Origin of the sequence: Lentzea sp. NBRC 105346, assembly GCF_030269605.1 — a bacterium.
Taxonomy (GTDB): Bacteria; Actinomycetota; Actinomycetes; order Mycobacteriales; family Pseudonocardiaceae; genus Lentzea.
Window position 1 is genome coordinate 227,089 of sequence record NZ_BSTQ01000004.1, and the last position, 14,514, is coordinate 241,602.

The window sequence follows — 14,514 nt, forward strand, 5'->3', positions numbered from 1 at the left end:
AGCCACATTGATTAGTGCGCACGAAACAATTGCGATCAATGTCGCGATGAGACGCACGTCTGATCCTTTCGGATTGGCGGAGGCGTGCATGCTACAACCGATGCGTTGGTCCGAACGGGTGCAGTTTCCCCGTTCTCTTGGCGGAGGAACTAGCGTTTCAACGCATTTTCCGTCGGTGTTGATGGGACGAGAACGTGAGCAGCTGGATTCCGCCGGACATCGATCTGGAACGAGCGTCGCCGGCGCGCGTCTACGACTACCTCCTCGGTGGCGGCTGGAATTTCGCCGTGGACCGAATCATGGCCGACCAGGCCATTCAGGCGATGCCCTGGGTGCGCGATCTGGCGCGGTACAACCGGCAGTTCCTCGGCCGTGCGGTCCGGTTCTGCGCCGAGGCCGGCGTCCGGCAGTTCCTGGATCTCGGCTCGGGCATGCCGACCGCGCAGAGCGTGCACGAGATGGCCCAGGAGGTCGACCCGTCGTGCCGGGTCGTCTACGTGGAACGCGAGCCGGTCGCGGTCGCGCACAGCGAGCTCATCCTGAGCACGGTCGAGGGCGCGGGCATCGTCGAGGCGGACCTGGCCGACGTCGACGCCGTGCTGCACGATCCCGTCACCCGCAAGCTGTTCGACCTCACCGAGCCGGTCGCTGTCGTCATGGCGTCGTCGCTGCACTACGTCCTCGACGCCGACGTCGCCGCGCAGACCGTTGCCGCCTACCTGGCAGCCGTGGTGCCGGGCAGCTACTTCGTCCTGTCCCACATCACCGACAACCAGGCCGATGGGTCGGACGAGGTGAAGGGGCTGGTCGAGCTGTCGAAGACGACGTCGGCGGCGGGTGTCGCCCGGTCCCGCGAGTGGATCACGGGGTTGTTCGGCGGTCTGGAGTTGGTGGCGCCGGGGGTGGTGTACACGTCGCAGTGGCGGCCGGACGATCGGCTGAAGCTGGTGACGGATCTGCCCGCGCACGCTTCTCTGCTGGCCGGGGTGGCCCGCAAGCCCTGACAGCCGAGGTGTAGGGGCTGGTCCGGCCCCACGAGTGGATCACTGGTGCTGTTCGACGGTCTGGAGCTGGTGACGGATCTGCCCGCGCACGCTTCTCTGCTGGCCGGAGTGGCCCGCAAGCCCTGACAATGGACCGGTGACCGCACCGGGACGGATACCGCTGCTCGGGCACGTGCTCCGCATGGGCCGCAACCCGATCGCGTTCCTGCAGGAGCTGCGCGGGCATGGCGACGTCGTCGCGTTCTACGTCGGCCCGCGCCGCATCCACGTGGTCAACTCGCCGGAGCTGATCCGCCGCGTGCTGGTCACCGACGCGCACCACTTCCAGCGCGGTGAGGTGTTCGCCAAGGCGCGCATGCTGCTCGGCGACGGGCTCGCCACCGCGGACGAACCCGTCCACATGCGACAGAGACGCGTCATGCAACCGGCGTTCCATCACGACCGAATCGCTTCCTACCGCGATGTCATGCGGGCGGAGGTCGAAAAATTCGTGTCCACTTTGGAGCATGGTCGGCAGGTCGAGTTCGACCAGGCGCTGCAACAGCTGACGTTCACGGTCACCGCCAAGGCGTTGTTCAGCACGGCGCCGGACGCCGTCGACGAGGTGCGGCGCTCGCTCGGCCCGGTGCTCAACGGGATAACCGTGCGGGCCGTGCTGCCGTTCTACGAACACATCCCGACGCAGGCGAACCGCCGCTTCGAGGACTCACTGCGGCGCATCACCGCCGCGGTCGACGGCGTGATCGCCGCGTATCGAAAGACCGGAACCGACCACGGTGACCTGCTGTCGATGCTGGTCGTCGCGATGGACGACGACGACGTTCGCACACAGGTGATGAACATCCTCATGGCGGGCACCGAGACGACCGCCACCACGTTGTCGTGGGCGTTCTACGAGCTCGCGCGAAACCCGGACGTCCCGATGGAACCGGACCGGGTGCTGAACGAGACGCTGCGCCTGCACACGCCGATCTGGCTGCTCACCCGGCGCGTGGCCGAGCCGATCCGGCTCGGCGACACGGAACTCGACGCGGGCGCCGAGGTGCTGGTCAGCCTGCCGACACTGCACCGCGACCCGGAACTGTTCCCCGACCCGATGCGCTTCGACCCGTCTCGCTCGTTCGACCAGGCCTTCCTGCCGTTCGGCGCCGGGCGGCACAAGTGCATCGGCGACCGGTTCGCGTGGGCGGAGATGACTGAGGTGCTGACCAGCGTCACGGCCCGGTGGCGGATGGAGATCGCGCCGGGCCGTGAGATCCGCGAGGTGGCGCGGGCGTTCCTGCGGCCCAACGCCTTGCCGATGATCCCGAGATCAGTGTGACGCGACCTCGACGCACGAGCCCTCGCCGTTCACACCGTCGACGAACGCGCGCACGCGGCCCGGCGTGAGGTCGCCCTGCACGCACGCCGCGCCGACCCGGAAGGCGTAGAAGACGCCGGGCGAACCGTCGCGCAGGCCGTTCACCTGCGGGTCGGTGAACCCGGCGTCGGCCAGCGCCCGGCGGGTGGCGTCGACCGTGAAGTTCTCGTTGCCGCACAACGACTCGAGCGGCTTGCGGATCTTCTCCACCGCCGTCGCCCCGGCCTGGCGGTCGTCGGGCGAGAGGCCCTTGCGGACCTTCCAGCCGTTGTTCTCCACCTCGTGCGGCGCGATGTCGCCCGGCGGGTTGGCCCGCGTCGGCCCCGGCGAGGAGGTCGGGGTCGACGCGGGCTCGGGAAGCCTGACCTCGGTCGGGCACCGCGCGGCGGTGTTCGCCGATGCGCCGTCCGACCCCCTGAGCTCGCTCGTGCACCCCGTGAGGAGTGCGAGAGCCAGCAACGGAACGGCAAGTCTGGTCACGTCTCAAGACACTGGCACATCCCGTTGCACCGCGGGGGTGATTTCGGCTAACGCCAACGCGTCGCCGGCTCACACGTCTTCGGGTCCACCTTCTCCCTGACCTCGGTAATGATGGTTCCGTCCGGGGTCGCGTAGCAGTAGATGTCCGACCGCTCGGTGGTCTTGAGGAGGCGGCCGTCGTGGTCGTACGCCCGGATCACCGTGCTGGGGACGCCGGTGGGGCTCCAGTCCGTGGGATGCAGGATGCGGGCGACGAACGTGCCGTTGGCCAGCACCGCCTCCACCGTGGTGCTGCCCGAGGTCAGCGTCAGTCGTGCCACGTCCGGCGTGATCCGGCCCATCGCCAGCTCGGACCCGAGCTTTCCCCGGTACACCGGGTGCCGGTAGCTGGCGTCGCCACCGGCCGACGCGCCGAGGTGGTCGATCGCGAAGGCCCCCGGCAGCCAGCTCAACGGCAACCGGCCGTGCAGCCCCGAGTTGTACTTGATGTTGGGACCGTCGATCTCGCAGGGCAGTGCGGTGTCCTCGGTGTAGACCAGCGCGTGCTTGGTGTCCTCGGTGCTGACGTAGTTGTAGAGCACCGGCTTGCCGACGGCGCCCGCCGACTCACGGCAGCCCTCCGCGATCGCCGCCTGTTCCGCGGGCGACAGTTCGGGGATCACCGGGGTGGCCGGGATCGGTGCCGGGGGCGGGAGAACGGCGGGTGCGGCCTCCGGCCGCCACGGTACGAAGAACGCCACCAGTCCGATGACGCTCAACGCGGCCACCGCGGTGATGATCGGCGCGAAGCGCAGGCGCCTGCGGTTCATGTCCCGCCGCAGCGCGGCGCGGATCTCGGCGTGCCGGCCCGGCGGAAGCTCGCGGGGCGCGGGAATCATGCTGGTCATCGGCCCTCCAGAACGAGCTCGTCGCTGAGCAGCTCGGCGAGGCGCGCTTTGGCCTTGCTGACCCTGGCGCGCACGCTGCTCTCGGTGATGCCGAGCGCCTCGGCGGCGTCGGCGTAGGACACGCCGGACCACACGCAAAGCGCGAGCGCTTCCCGTTGGTTGCGCGGCAGCTTCTCGACGGCGGCCAGCACGACGGCCATCCGCCGCTGGTCGTCGACGCGGCCGGCCACGTCGTCCGCGTGGTCGGGCACCGGCGCCGTCGCGGCGACGCGCCGGACCAGCCGCATCCGGCGCAACAACCCCCGCCGGTCGTTGCGGACCACGTTCGTCGCCACGGTCAGCAGCCATGGCAGCACGTGGTCCGGCATCGAGTCCCGCTTGCGCCACGCGATCAGGAACGTGGCCTGCAAGTGGTCCTCCGCGGCCGCCCACGACGCGGTGAGCCGGAAGCAGTGGTTGTAGACGGCCCTGGCGTACTGGTCGAACAGCACGCCGAAGCCGTCCGGATCGGTCGTCATGTCCTGCTATGTCCCCCCGAACATCCCCCGTTGCCTCAAGGATCGCCGAAGCATTCGGGTGACGTCCATTTCCGGCCGAAGTGGATTGGGGGATCCTGACGCAGGGTCGGGGCCTGAGTACTGAGAGGCACCGATGCGTCACTTCCGAATGCGAGCAAAACTCGTATCACTGCTGGTGGGCGGCCTGATCGGCGCGAGCGTGGTCGCCGCGCCACCCGCACTCGCCGACAGCTTCGTCTCGACGACCTTCGGGCCGACGGGCGGCGAGCAGACCTACACGATCCCGGCCGGCGTGACCAAGCTGCACGTCGTCGCGGTCGGCGCACCTGGCGGCAAGGGTGCGGACGGAGGTGACGGATCCGGTCCGGGCGGTAGACGCGGGCACAAGGTGACCGCGGAGCTGGTGGTGCCCGCCGGGATCACGAAGCTCGTCGTCGCGGTCGGCCAGCAGGGCGGCGACGGTGACGGCGTCAACGGCGGTGTGCCCGGCTTCGGCGGCGGTGCGCGCGGTGGGTCCGGTGCGCCGTTCGCCGGTGGTGCCGGTGGTGGTGCCAGCGACGTCCGGACGTGCTCGGCCGCGTCTCCGTGCGACAGCCTCCCCACTCGGCTGGTCGTCGCGGCCGGTGGCGGTGGTGGCGGTGGCCGGTGCTTCGCCATCAGCTGCGCGCCGAGTGACTCCGGCGGCGACGGTGGCGACAACTCGGGCGGCTCGCCCGGCATCCCCGGACCGGGCGGACTCTTCGGCCTGCCGGGCTTCTTCGGCAACGGCGGCGCGGGCGGACCCGGCAACCCCGCGACCGCCGGTGGCGGCGGAGGTGGCGGTGGTGGCGGCGGCTGGTACGGCGGCGGAGGCGGCGCGTCCGGCTTCCAGGCGCCCCTGCCGCCGTTCGTCGCGGCCGACGGAGGCAAGGGCGGCAACGGTTCCGACCACGCCGGTCCGGGCACGTCGAACGCCACCGTGGAGGAGACCGACGAAGGCCCGTCGGTGACGATCAGCTACCTCGTCGAGTCCACCTCGATCGCCTACACCGGACCGGCTTCGGGCTTCACCGGCGACCCGGTCACGTTGTCCGCCCGGCTGACCGCGACGACCACCGGCGCACCGGTCCGCGGCCCGCTGACGTTCCGGCTCAACGGCACCGAGACCTGCACCGCGCAGACGGACGCGAACGGCGTGGCGTCGTGCTCGATCACGCCACAGGAGAACGCGGGCACTTACCCGCTCGTGATCAGCTATCCCGGTGACGTGGTGCACCACCCGTCCAGCACGCAGATCTCCTTCGAGGTCACCAGAAAACCGACGACCCTGACGTACACGGGTGCGCTGGCCGGTGACTACCACGACCCGGCGACGGTGTCCGCGAGACTGACCATCACCTCGTCCGGGGCGCCCGTTGGGGACCAGCCCGTCACGTTCAAGCTCAACGATGCGGAGACGTGCACCGCGCAGACCGACCTGAACGGTGTGGCGTCGTGCCAGATCACGCCGCAGGAGAAGGCGGGCACCTACCCGTTGAAGGCGGAGTTCGCGGGCAGCAAGGGACTGCTGCCTTCGCAGACCGTGGTCGACTTCGAGGTGACCAAGGAGGAGACGAGCCTCGTCTACACCGGCGACGCGAAGGTCGCCAACAACGAACCCGCGACGCTGGCGGCGAAGCTGACCGAGGACGACGGCACGCCTGTCGAGGGCCGGACCGTCTCGCTGACGCTCGGTGGCACGCAGTCCTGTGTGGACACAACGGATGCCGCCGGTGTCGCGTCCTGTGGCATCGCGTCGGTCGACCAGCCGTTGAACGCGACGGCCACGGTCGCCGTGACCGCGAAGTTCGCCGGTGACGATTACTACGAACCGAGCCAGGTGGACGCCACCGTCGGCCTGCGGTACCTGACCGGCCGTGGTTTCGGGGTCGGGGCGGCGCCGCTGCTGCAGCCCACCCCGGACACCGGCCAGGTCCGCGTCGCCCGCGCGACCACGACCTCGCCGCCGTGCGTTGCCACGATCAGCGGCGTGATCACCGCTCGCGCGGTGTGCGCGTCGGTCGTGACGACGCTGGCGCCGGGCACGTCGACCGCCACCGCGTCGGTCGCGCAGCTCAGCGTGGGTGTCGTGGCGTTGCGGGACATCACCGCGACCTCGCGCAGCACGTGCGGTGGTTCCACGGGCAACGTCACGCTCGGCTCGCTCACCGTGGCCGGCCTTCCGGTCGGCTTCACGACCGCGCCGAACACGACGATCCCGTTCCCCGGCGGGCGGATCGTGCTCAACGAGCAGGTGCCCGTGCCGGGTGGCCTGACGGTCAACGGGGCGCACATCGTGCTGCCCGGTGTGGACGTGGTGGTCGCCTCGGCCACCAGTGACATCCACAATTGCTGAGTACGGTGAGGACGTGGACGTCGAACGGCTGCGCGAGATCTGCCTCGCCCTGCCCGAGGCCTACCAGGAGCAGGCCTGGGTGGGCACCCGCTGGTGCGTCCGGAAGAAGAACTTCGCCCACGTCCTCACCATCGCGGACGGCTGGCCGCCCGCCTACGCGCGGGCGGCCGGTCAGGACGGCCCGGTGACGGTGCTGACGTTCCGCGCCTCCGGGCAGGAGCTCGACGCGCTGGCGAACGCGGGCCACCCGTTCTTCAAGCCGGTCTGGTTCCCGGACATCGTCGGGATGGTGCTCGACGCGGCCACGGACTGGGCCGAGGTGACCGAGCTGCTCACGGAGAGCTACTGCCTGCTGGCGCCGAAAACGCTGGTCGAGCGCGTGCGACGGCCGTGACGATCCTCACAGCGAACGGGTTCGGCATACTGGCGGTTCCATCCCCGGTGAAACCCATGAGGTGTGACCACACGTGTGCGGAGTCCTTGGCCTGATCTGCGCCACCGAGTCCGAGGCGGCCGCGGCGCGCAACGCCGTGGCGTCGGCGCTGCGGTGCCAGCGTCACCGCGGCCCCGACGAGCAGGACACATGGGCCGACGCCGAGATCGTGTACGGCTTCAACCGGCTCGGCTTCATCGACCTCGAGCACTCGCACCAGCCGCTGCACTGGGGACCCGACGAGGCGCCCGGCCGCTACACCATCAACTTCAACGGCGAGATCTACAACTTCCAGGAGATCCGCGCCGAGCTCACCGCGAAGTTCGGTGCGAAGTTCAAGACCGAGGGTGACGCCGAGTCCATCGTGGCCGCGTACCACTACCTCGGCGCGGACGCGGTCAAGAAGCTGCGCGGCATGTTCGCGTTCATGATCTGGGACGCCCAGGAGCGCATCGTCTTCGGCGCGCGCGACCCGTTCGGCATCAAGCCGCTGTTCTACGCGGCGGGGCCGGGCGGCGTGGCGTTCTCCAGCGAGAAGAAGAGCCTGCTGGAGCTGACCGGCGTGCTCGGCATCCGCGAGCAGCTGGACCAGAAGGCGTTCCAGCACTACCTCGTGCTGCAGTACGTGCCCGAGCCCGAGACGCTGCACCAGAACATCCGCCGCGTCGAGTCCGGCACGTCGTTCCGGCTGGAGCCGGGCGGCCAGATCGAGTTCACGCGGTACTTCCACCCGGTGTTCGCGCCGAAGCCGGTCAACGGCGAGGCCGAGGCCGAGGCGCTGTACGAGCGCATCGCGGACGTCATGCGCGACTCGGTCGCGAAGCACATGATCTCCGACCCGGACGTCACGGTCGGCGCGTTCCTGTCCGGTGGCATCGACTCCACCGCGACGGCCACGCTGGCCAAGCAGCACAACCCGAACCTCATCGCGTTCACCGCGGGCTTCGAGCGCGAGGGTTACTCCGAAGTGGACGTCGCCGCCGAGACGGCCGCCGCGATCGGCGTGCGGCACGTCGTCCGCACGGTGTCCGCGGACGAGATGATGGAGACGTTGCCGCTCATCATCTGGTACCTCGACGACCCGGTGGCCGACGCGGCGCTGATCCCGTTGTGGTTCATCGCCCGCGAGGCACGCAAGCACGTCAAGGCCGTGCTGTCCGGCGAGGGCGCGGACGAGCTCTTCGGTGGTTACACGATCTACCACGAGCCGTTGTCGCTGGCGCCGTTCGAGAAGGTGCCCGGCGGTGTCCGCAAGCTGATGGGCAAGGTCTCCACGAAGATCCCCGAGGGGACGCGCGGTAAGGACCTGTTGCGCCGCGGGGCGTTGACCCTGGAGGAGCGCTACTACGGCAACGCCCGCAACTTCCAGGACCACCAGCTGCGCGCGGTGCTGAAGAACGTCCAGCCGGGCGTGGGCTTCATGGACGTCACCGCCCCCTGGTACGAGCTGTCGCGTGACTGGGACCCGGTGGCGCGCATGCAGCACGTCGACCTGTTCACCTGGCTGCGCGGCGACATCCTCGTCAAGGCCGACAAGGTGACCATGGCGAACTCGATCGAGCTGCGCGTGCCGTTCCTCGACCCGGAGGTCTTCAAGATCGCCGCGTCCGTGCCGCTCGACCAGAAGCTCACCGAGGGCACGACGAAGTACGCGCTGCGCCGGGCGTTGGCGAAGATCATCCCGCCGCACGTGCTGAACCGCCCGAAGCTCGGCTTCCCGGTGCCGATCCGGGTGTGGCTGCGCAACGAGATGTACGACTGGGCGCGCGGCATCATCGCGGACTCGCAGACCGACGCGTTGATCGACAAGAACGCCGTGGTGGCGCTGCTGGAGGAGCACAAGCAGGGCGAGTTCGACCGCAGCCGGCAGCTGTGGGCGGTGCTGTGCTTCATGCTCTGGCACGGCATCTTCGTGGAGAACCGGATCAAGCCGGAGATCCCTGAGCCGGTCTATCCGGTGAAGGTTTAGTCTTCTTTTTCGCTGAGAGACTGGCGCGCGTGGTCCTCCAGGCGCGCCAGCATCTCCACCAGCAGGATCTTCTCGGCGTTGCCCAGCACGGCGAACGTCGCGTCCGCGTGCGCGCTGTGCAGCTCCTTGATCTCCGCGAGGTGCTCGCGGCCCTTCGCGGTGATCTCCAGGCGGGTCGACCGGCGGTCGTCCGGGTCGGCCTTTCGCTCCAGCAGTCCGTCCTGCTCCAGGCCGTCTACCAGCGACGTGATCGAACGTCCGGTGACGCCGAGCTGCGTGCGCATGTCGCCCATTCGCGGCGTGCCCGCCTCCTCGATCGCCAGCATCAGCAGTACGCGTGAGGTCGACCAGCCGCGCTGCTGGTAGGGCTGGCCCGCGTACCTGCGCAGCGTGTGCGACGCGCGCATCAGCGCGTTGGCCAGGTCCGCGCCGCTCGGCACCCGATCCCGATTATGGGTTGACACCTCCTCAGGATACTAACAATCTGGATAGGCGAAATTGACACTATCTGGCCTTGGGGGAAGTCGTGTGGGAGCGGAACTTCACGCTGGCACTGGTCAGCACGGTGATCTCGGCGTTCGGTACGGCGGCCGCACCGGTCGCCTCGGCGTTCGCGATCATCGATGCGGGCGGGGCGGGGAGCGAGATCGGCCTGGTGTCGGCGGCCGGGATGGTGCCGGCGGTGCTGTTCTTCCTGGTCGGCGGGGTGATCGCGGACCGGTTGCCGCGGCACCGCGTGATGGTCGGGGCGAGCCTGGTGAGCGCGCTGGCGCAGGCGTTGTTCGCGGTCGCCGTGCTCACGCACTCGGTACGGCTGTGGGAGCTGGTGGTGCTCGCGGCGTTGAACGGGCTGGCCACCGCGTTCGCCATGCCCGCGGCCGAGGGGCTGCTGATGCAGACGGTCGGCCGGGAGCAGGCGAGTAAGGCGTTCGCGGTCTTCCGGACCGGGCTCAACGTGGCGCAGATCGCCGGTGCCGCGTCCGGTGGCCTGCTCGTCGGGTTTCTGGGGCCGGGCTGGGTGCTGGTGCTCGACTCGGCGACGTTCGTGGTCGCCGCCGCACTGCGCGCGCTGATGCGGGTCGAGGGGAACATGCGGCGCCGCGAGGGCATGGCGGTCGAACTGCGTGCGGGCTGGTCGGAGTTCACCGGGCGCCGGTGGCTGTGGTCGAGCGTGCTGCAGTTCGCGGTCGTCAACGCGCTCGGCGTCGGTGCGTTCGCCGTGCTCGGCGCGGTGGCGGCGAGTCAGTACCTCGGCGGTGCGAAGGCGTGGGGGCTGGTGCTGGCGTGCGACGCGGCCGGGATGGTCCTCGGTGGACTGATCATGATCCGGCTGCGGCCGGTGCGGCTGCTCGTCTCCGCGTTGTCGGCGGTGTCGTTGCTGGCACTGCCATTGCTGGCTCTGGCCTGTGGGGCGCCGTTGCTCGTGGTGTGCGCTTCGGCTCTGCTGGGCGGAGTCGGCGTCGAGGTGTTCGGTGTCAACTGGATGACCGCGCAGCGGCAGGAGATCCCGCAGGAGATGTTCTCGCGGATCGCGGCCTACGAGGCGGTGGGCTCGTTCGGCCTGGCCCCGCTGGGCGCCGCGCTCGCGGGCCCGGCGGGGGACCGGTTCGGAGTCGGTGTCGTGCTGGGGTGTTCGGCCATCGCCATCGGTGTGGCGACTGCGCTGGTGTTGTCGGTGCCGGAGGTACGCGGGGTACTCCGGCACCGACCGGTGGATCAGCTGAGCAGGTAGCTCATCGACCTGGCCATCACCGTGTTCCGGATCGCTTCGGTGGAGATGCCCTCGAAGCCGAACCCGAAGTAGAGGGTGTCGGCGGTCTTCACCACGGCGCCCTCCGGGAACCCGGCGGCCGTCGTGCGGGTGAAGTTGTTCCCGTTCGGGGCGCTGCCGGGCGGCGGACCGGTCACGGTCCAACCGTCCAAACCGGACTCGAACGAGGTGGAACCCTCACCGGTGCTCACGACGATGTCGTCCAGGAACACACCAAGCCCCTGCGTTGCCCAGTCGCTCGCGTAGGCGATGGAGACCTCGACCTGCTTGCCGGCGTAGGCGGTCAGGTCGACGTTCCACTGCTGCCAGCCGCCGGAACCGCCGGACGCCGCGTTCCACGAGCCGGTGGTGCCGGTGGGCGAGCAGCTGCCGTCGGCGTTGATCGTCTGGTAGTGGTCCAGCTGCGGGTGCAGCGTGTTCCAGCCGGCCGGGCAGCTCTGGCCGGTGCTCTGCGAGGTGTGCCCGTTGGTGTCCGGCAACGTCGTCCAGTCGTTGCCGCCCGCGGTCCTCGCCTCGACGAACACGTGGTCCCACTCGGGTTCGGTGTCGTACGACGTCCAGAAGGACATCTGGGCGCCGCCCGCCGGGACGGTGAGCGTCCTGGTGAGCCGCTTGTACGACACGTCGCTGATCTGCGAGTACAGGTAGAACTCGCCCGTGTGCGGCGCGAACGGCCCGCCCGGCCGGTCCCACGCCGCCGCGACGTTGCTCGCGAACTGCGGGTACTGGTTGACCGGCAGCAGACCACTGGTCGTCAGGAACGACGCGGTGTGGTCCTGGTTGTTCGCGCTGCCGTCTCCGTTGAGGCCCCACGTGAGCCCGGTGTACGGGTCCGTGATGCCCTTGACGGGGAACGTGTCGCCGTTCTCGTCCTGGCCGGTGCCCTCGTTGATGATCGAGGCGCCGAACCAGTACTCGATGACGTCGTTCACGTTGTCGCCGGACCCGGCCAGCGGACGGCAGCGCGTCGCGCGGTCGGCCAGCTGGCTGCACTGCTTGTTCTCGAACGGGTCGTAGAGCTGCGTGCCGTGGCCCGTGGCGTACTGGTGCCCGGCGTACTTGCCGGTGTAGAGCACCTTTCCGCCCTCGTTGAGGAAGTCGCGGACCTCGAACAGCTCGGTCTGCGCGAGGCTCGACGCGTTGCCCGCGCCCCAGCCCGGTTCGCGCGTGATGACGTCGTCGCCGGTGTACCAGACGACGGCCTTGTAGTGGCTCAGCACGCCGAGCGCGTCGGGTGCCTTGCGGCCGCGGGCGTCCACGTCGTACACGTCGTGGCCGATGCCGTTGGCGTTGAGCGCGTTGGTGTAGTACGAGAGGTACTTCGGCGCGGTGACGCCCTGGATGGGTGAGGCGCCGGTGTAGTCCTCGGCGGCGAGCACGAGAACCTTGTTGGTGGATTCGGAAACCGCGCGGTAGGTGAACGAGCTGCTCGTCTGCCCGCCACCCTCGAACCACACCTTGACCTGGTCACCGGGGTTCGTCCCGGTCACCGTGCCGCGCACGACGTGGTAGTAGTTCGAGTTGCCGACGCCGTAGCGTTCGCCGCCGGTCCACTCACTGGTCGTGGTGCTCTGCACCGGGCCGTTGCCGACCTGCCACTTGGCGGTGACGGCGCCGAGCGACTTCTTCGCCAGAACCCGGACCTCCTGCGGGTCGCCGTAGGACACGTCGAACGTGAAGTCCAACATGGACAGCGGGCTGTTCTCCTGGTCCAGGTCGGCCTGGTCGAGGTAGAACGGCTTGACGTCGATACCGACACTCGACTTCGGGTTCGCCGGGTCGATGGCGGACTTCGCCAGCGACAGCGAGAACGGCAGCGTCTTCTGGAACTCGGCCTCGACGAGCGCCTCGTCGTCCGGGAAGACGAAGCCGCAGCCATCACAGCCTTCGGACAGCTCCGGGGTGAACGCCACGGTGCCGTTCTTGGAGTCGGCGTAGTCGGTGGTCTCGCCGTTCGTCACGTACAGCTCGTCGGAGCTGATGCCGGGGTCGAACCCGGCGATCGCGGGCTTGGCGTCGGTGCCGGCCAGCGCGACGTAGATCGGGTTGTCGGCCTCGGGTGAGCCGGTCTGCCAGCCCTGCGGGTAGAGGATCCACTGTCCTGCGGAGTGCCAGTTGGACTGGAACTTCGGCTTGATCCGGTCCAGGAGTCCCTGCATGGCCTTGGTCTCGGGCTCGGATGCCGCTCCCGGTCCGCGGTAGGTGTCGCTCGCGGTCGCGGTCGACGAGCCCTCGTTGTCGTAGTTGAAGTGCTCGTTGAAGTTGCGGTTCGGGTCGACGCCGTCCCCGACGGTGATCACCCCGTTGCCGTCGTTGTCGCGCAGGTTCTTGCGCCACAGTCGTTCCGCGTCGAACGTGTACTGGTAGCCGTCCGGGTTGGCGACGAGGACGAACCAGAGCTCGGTGTTCTTGAGCAGCTCCTTGATGTCCTTGTCGTTGGCCTTGAACCGGTTCACATAGTGGTTGAGCGTCCGCCGGTTCACCTCGGTGCTGATCCACTCGCGCGCATGCTGCGTCGACGAGTACAGCACCGCCGGTCGTGCGCCGTCCGGCGTCTCGTTCGCGGCCTGCGTGACCTTCACCGCGATGATCTCGCGGCCCTGCCCGGTCTTGCCGAGCACCTCGAGCTTGACGAGGTTCCGGTTGTCCCGCGCGATCTGGTAGAGCTGGTCGCGGATGCCGCCCTTCTCGTCGAACGACCGCCACACGGTGAACCCGCCGGCGGCCTGCTCGGCGGCGAGCTGCCGGGTGGTCTTGCCGTCCTTGGTCTTCTTGACCTGCACGTCGACGCCCTGCCTGGTGAGCGTCTTCCACTCGCGGTCGGAGAGCACCAGCTCCAGCTCGACCTTGTCGCCGGCGGTTCTCCGCTCGGCGATGTCCAGCCCTTGTCTGGACAGGTCACCCGCCTTCTCAGGGGTCACCTGGGCGATGTAGACGTCAAGGGGTTCCTTTTCCGGCGCCGCGTGGGCGGGTGACACCACCGCGCCGCCGAGGACGAGAGCCAATGTGGACAGGACTGCCACGGACCGCTTCATTGCGTTCCTCCGGGACGTGCGTGGTCGACGCAAGACCAGCTGACGCTACGCCGATTGGTCGTTACATCACCAGGCCCTTCGGCCCTAGTCCTTGTGGTACAAGGGTTTGCGCCCCGTGATCGAGCGGGTGCGCGGCGTGAAACCGATCTTGTCAGACCCCCTCGGCACAATGGGTTCATCACGCAAAGGAGCAACCCATGTGCATTGAGTGCGACAACCCCGGCATCGACAGCCTGGCCCTGGTGCGCGGGATCATTCACGACTACGGCTGGTTCGTTCAGGGGGTCGAGGGCGATCCGCCGTGGGCCTACACCGTCGGCCTCTGTGAACACGACCGGCCCGAGTTGGTGCTCACCGGTATGCCGTTGGAACGCGCCGCCGCGTTATTGAACGCTGAGGCGGCGTATCGACTGCACTTCCAGGAACCTGTTGCTGGGCAACGGTTCCGGCTTCGGGATGGGCCTGCGGTGGAGGTCGTGTCGGTCGCGAGGCCTTGGGCGCATCTACACACGGCTGTCGGGCTGTATGGCCCGGAGGTGTCGGCCGCGCAGCTCGTGCATGCCGACGATCGTGGTCACTGGCCTTGGGAGCCTGGTTACCGGAGTGTCCGGGGTGTCCGGGGTGGACAGCCGGTGCTGGGGGTGCGCGTGGCGGGGTGATCGGTCCCTAGTGGTACCGATAAA

The 14,514-nt window shown here is 68.9% G+C and carries 12 protein-coding genes; 7 read left to right on the forward strand and 5 right to left on the reverse strand.

Features of this window, described 5'->3' with window-relative positions; translation table 11 throughout:
- Positions 1–194: 194 nt before the first annotated feature.
- Both QSK35_RS11010 and QSK35_RS11015 read left to right on the forward strand, forming a co-directional pair.
- The gene (locus tag QSK35_RS11010) at positions 195–1,004 is read left to right on the forward strand and encodes an SAM-dependent methyltransferase (protein ID WP_285744892.1); all 810 of its coding nucleotides are present in this window, start codon (positions 195–197) and stop codon (positions 1,002–1,004) included.
- 136 nt (positions 1,005–1,140) lie between these two features.
- A complete protein-coding gene (locus QSK35_RS11015; protein ID WP_285744894.1) occupies positions 1,141–2,325 on the forward strand; it encodes a cytochrome P450 in 1,185 nt (394 codons plus the stop codon).
- Here QSK35_RS11015 and QSK35_RS11020 read toward each other — a convergent pair.
- The 3 genes from QSK35_RS11020 to QSK35_RS11030 are packed head-to-tail and all read right to left on the reverse strand — an operon-like array spanning position 2,317 to position 4,249.
- Positions 2,317–2,844, reverse strand: coding sequence for a hypothetical protein (locus tag QSK35_RS11020; RefSeq protein ID WP_285744896.1), 528 nt, complete (start codon positions 2,842–2,844; stop codon positions 2,317–2,319). The two genes, QSK35_RS11015 and QSK35_RS11020, sit on opposite strands and share 9 nt — an antisense overlap.
- A gap of 47 nt (positions 2,845–2,891) precedes the next feature.
- Positions 2,892–3,731, reverse strand: a complete 840-nt coding sequence (locus QSK35_RS11025) for a hypothetical protein (RefSeq protein ID WP_285744898.1) — start codon at positions 3,729–3,731, stop codon at positions 2,892–2,894.
- Positions 3,728–4,249, reverse strand: a complete 522-nt coding sequence (locus QSK35_RS11030; protein WP_285744900.1) for an RNA polymerase sigma factor — start codon at positions 4,247–4,249, stop codon at positions 3,728–3,730. The genes QSK35_RS11025 and QSK35_RS11030 overlap by 4 nt, the downstream gene beginning before the upstream one ends.
- Positions 4,250–4,382: 133 nt before the next feature.
- Here QSK35_RS11030 and QSK35_RS11035 point away from each other — a divergent pair, with 133 nt between their 5' ends.
- The 3 genes from QSK35_RS11035 (at position 4,383) to asnB (ending at position 9,025) form a co-directional block, all read left to right on the forward strand.
- The gene (locus tag QSK35_RS11035) at positions 4,383–6,623 is read left to right on the forward strand and encodes an Ig-like domain-containing protein (protein ID WP_285744902.1); all 2,241 of its coding nucleotides are present in this window, start codon (positions 4,383–4,385) and stop codon (positions 6,621–6,623) included.
- 13 nt (positions 6,624–6,636) lie between these two features.
- On the forward strand, positions 6,637–7,017 hold the full coding sequence (locus QSK35_RS11040; protein WP_285744904.1) for an MmcQ/YjbR family DNA-binding protein: 381 nt from the start codon (positions 6,637–6,639) through the stop codon (positions 7,015–7,017).
- Between the two features lie 73 nt (positions 7,018–7,090).
- Positions 7,091–9,025, forward strand: a complete 1,935-nt coding sequence (asnB, locus tag QSK35_RS11045) for an asparagine synthase (glutamine-hydrolyzing) (RefSeq protein WP_285744905.1) — start codon at positions 7,091–7,093, stop codon at positions 9,023–9,025.
- Here asnB and QSK35_RS11050 read toward each other — a convergent pair.
- Positions 9,022–9,489 carry a MarR family winged helix-turn-helix transcriptional regulator gene (locus QSK35_RS11050; RefSeq protein WP_285744907.1) on the reverse strand — a complete coding sequence of 156 codons (468 nt, stop codon included), beginning with the start codon at positions 9,487–9,489 and terminating at the stop codon, positions 9,022–9,024. The genes asnB and QSK35_RS11050 overlap by 4 nt on opposite strands.
- 50 nt (positions 9,490–9,539) lie before the next feature.
- On the opposite strand from QSK35_RS11050, the gene QSK35_RS11055 reads away from it, so the two are divergent.
- Positions 9,540–10,757 (forward strand): MFS transporter, encoded by a 1,218-nt coding sequence (locus QSK35_RS11055; protein WP_285744909.1) that lies wholly within the window; start codon positions 9,540–9,542, stop codon positions 10,755–10,757.
- Here the strand turns inward: QSK35_RS11055 and QSK35_RS11060 are convergent.
- Positions 10,742–13,831, reverse strand: a complete 3,090-nt coding sequence (locus tag QSK35_RS11060; protein WP_285744911.1) for a M14 family metallopeptidase — start codon at positions 13,829–13,831, stop codon at positions 10,742–10,744. The genes QSK35_RS11055 and QSK35_RS11060 overlap by 16 nt on opposite strands.
- A 197-nt stretch (positions 13,832–14,028) precedes the next feature.
- Between QSK35_RS11060 and QSK35_RS11065 the strand changes: the two genes are divergently transcribed.
- Positions 14,029–14,490, forward strand: a complete 462-nt coding sequence (locus QSK35_RS11065; protein WP_285744913.1) for a DUF4262 domain-containing protein — start codon at positions 14,029–14,031, stop codon at positions 14,488–14,490.
- The last annotated feature ends 24 nt before the right edge of the window (positions 14,491–14,514 follow it).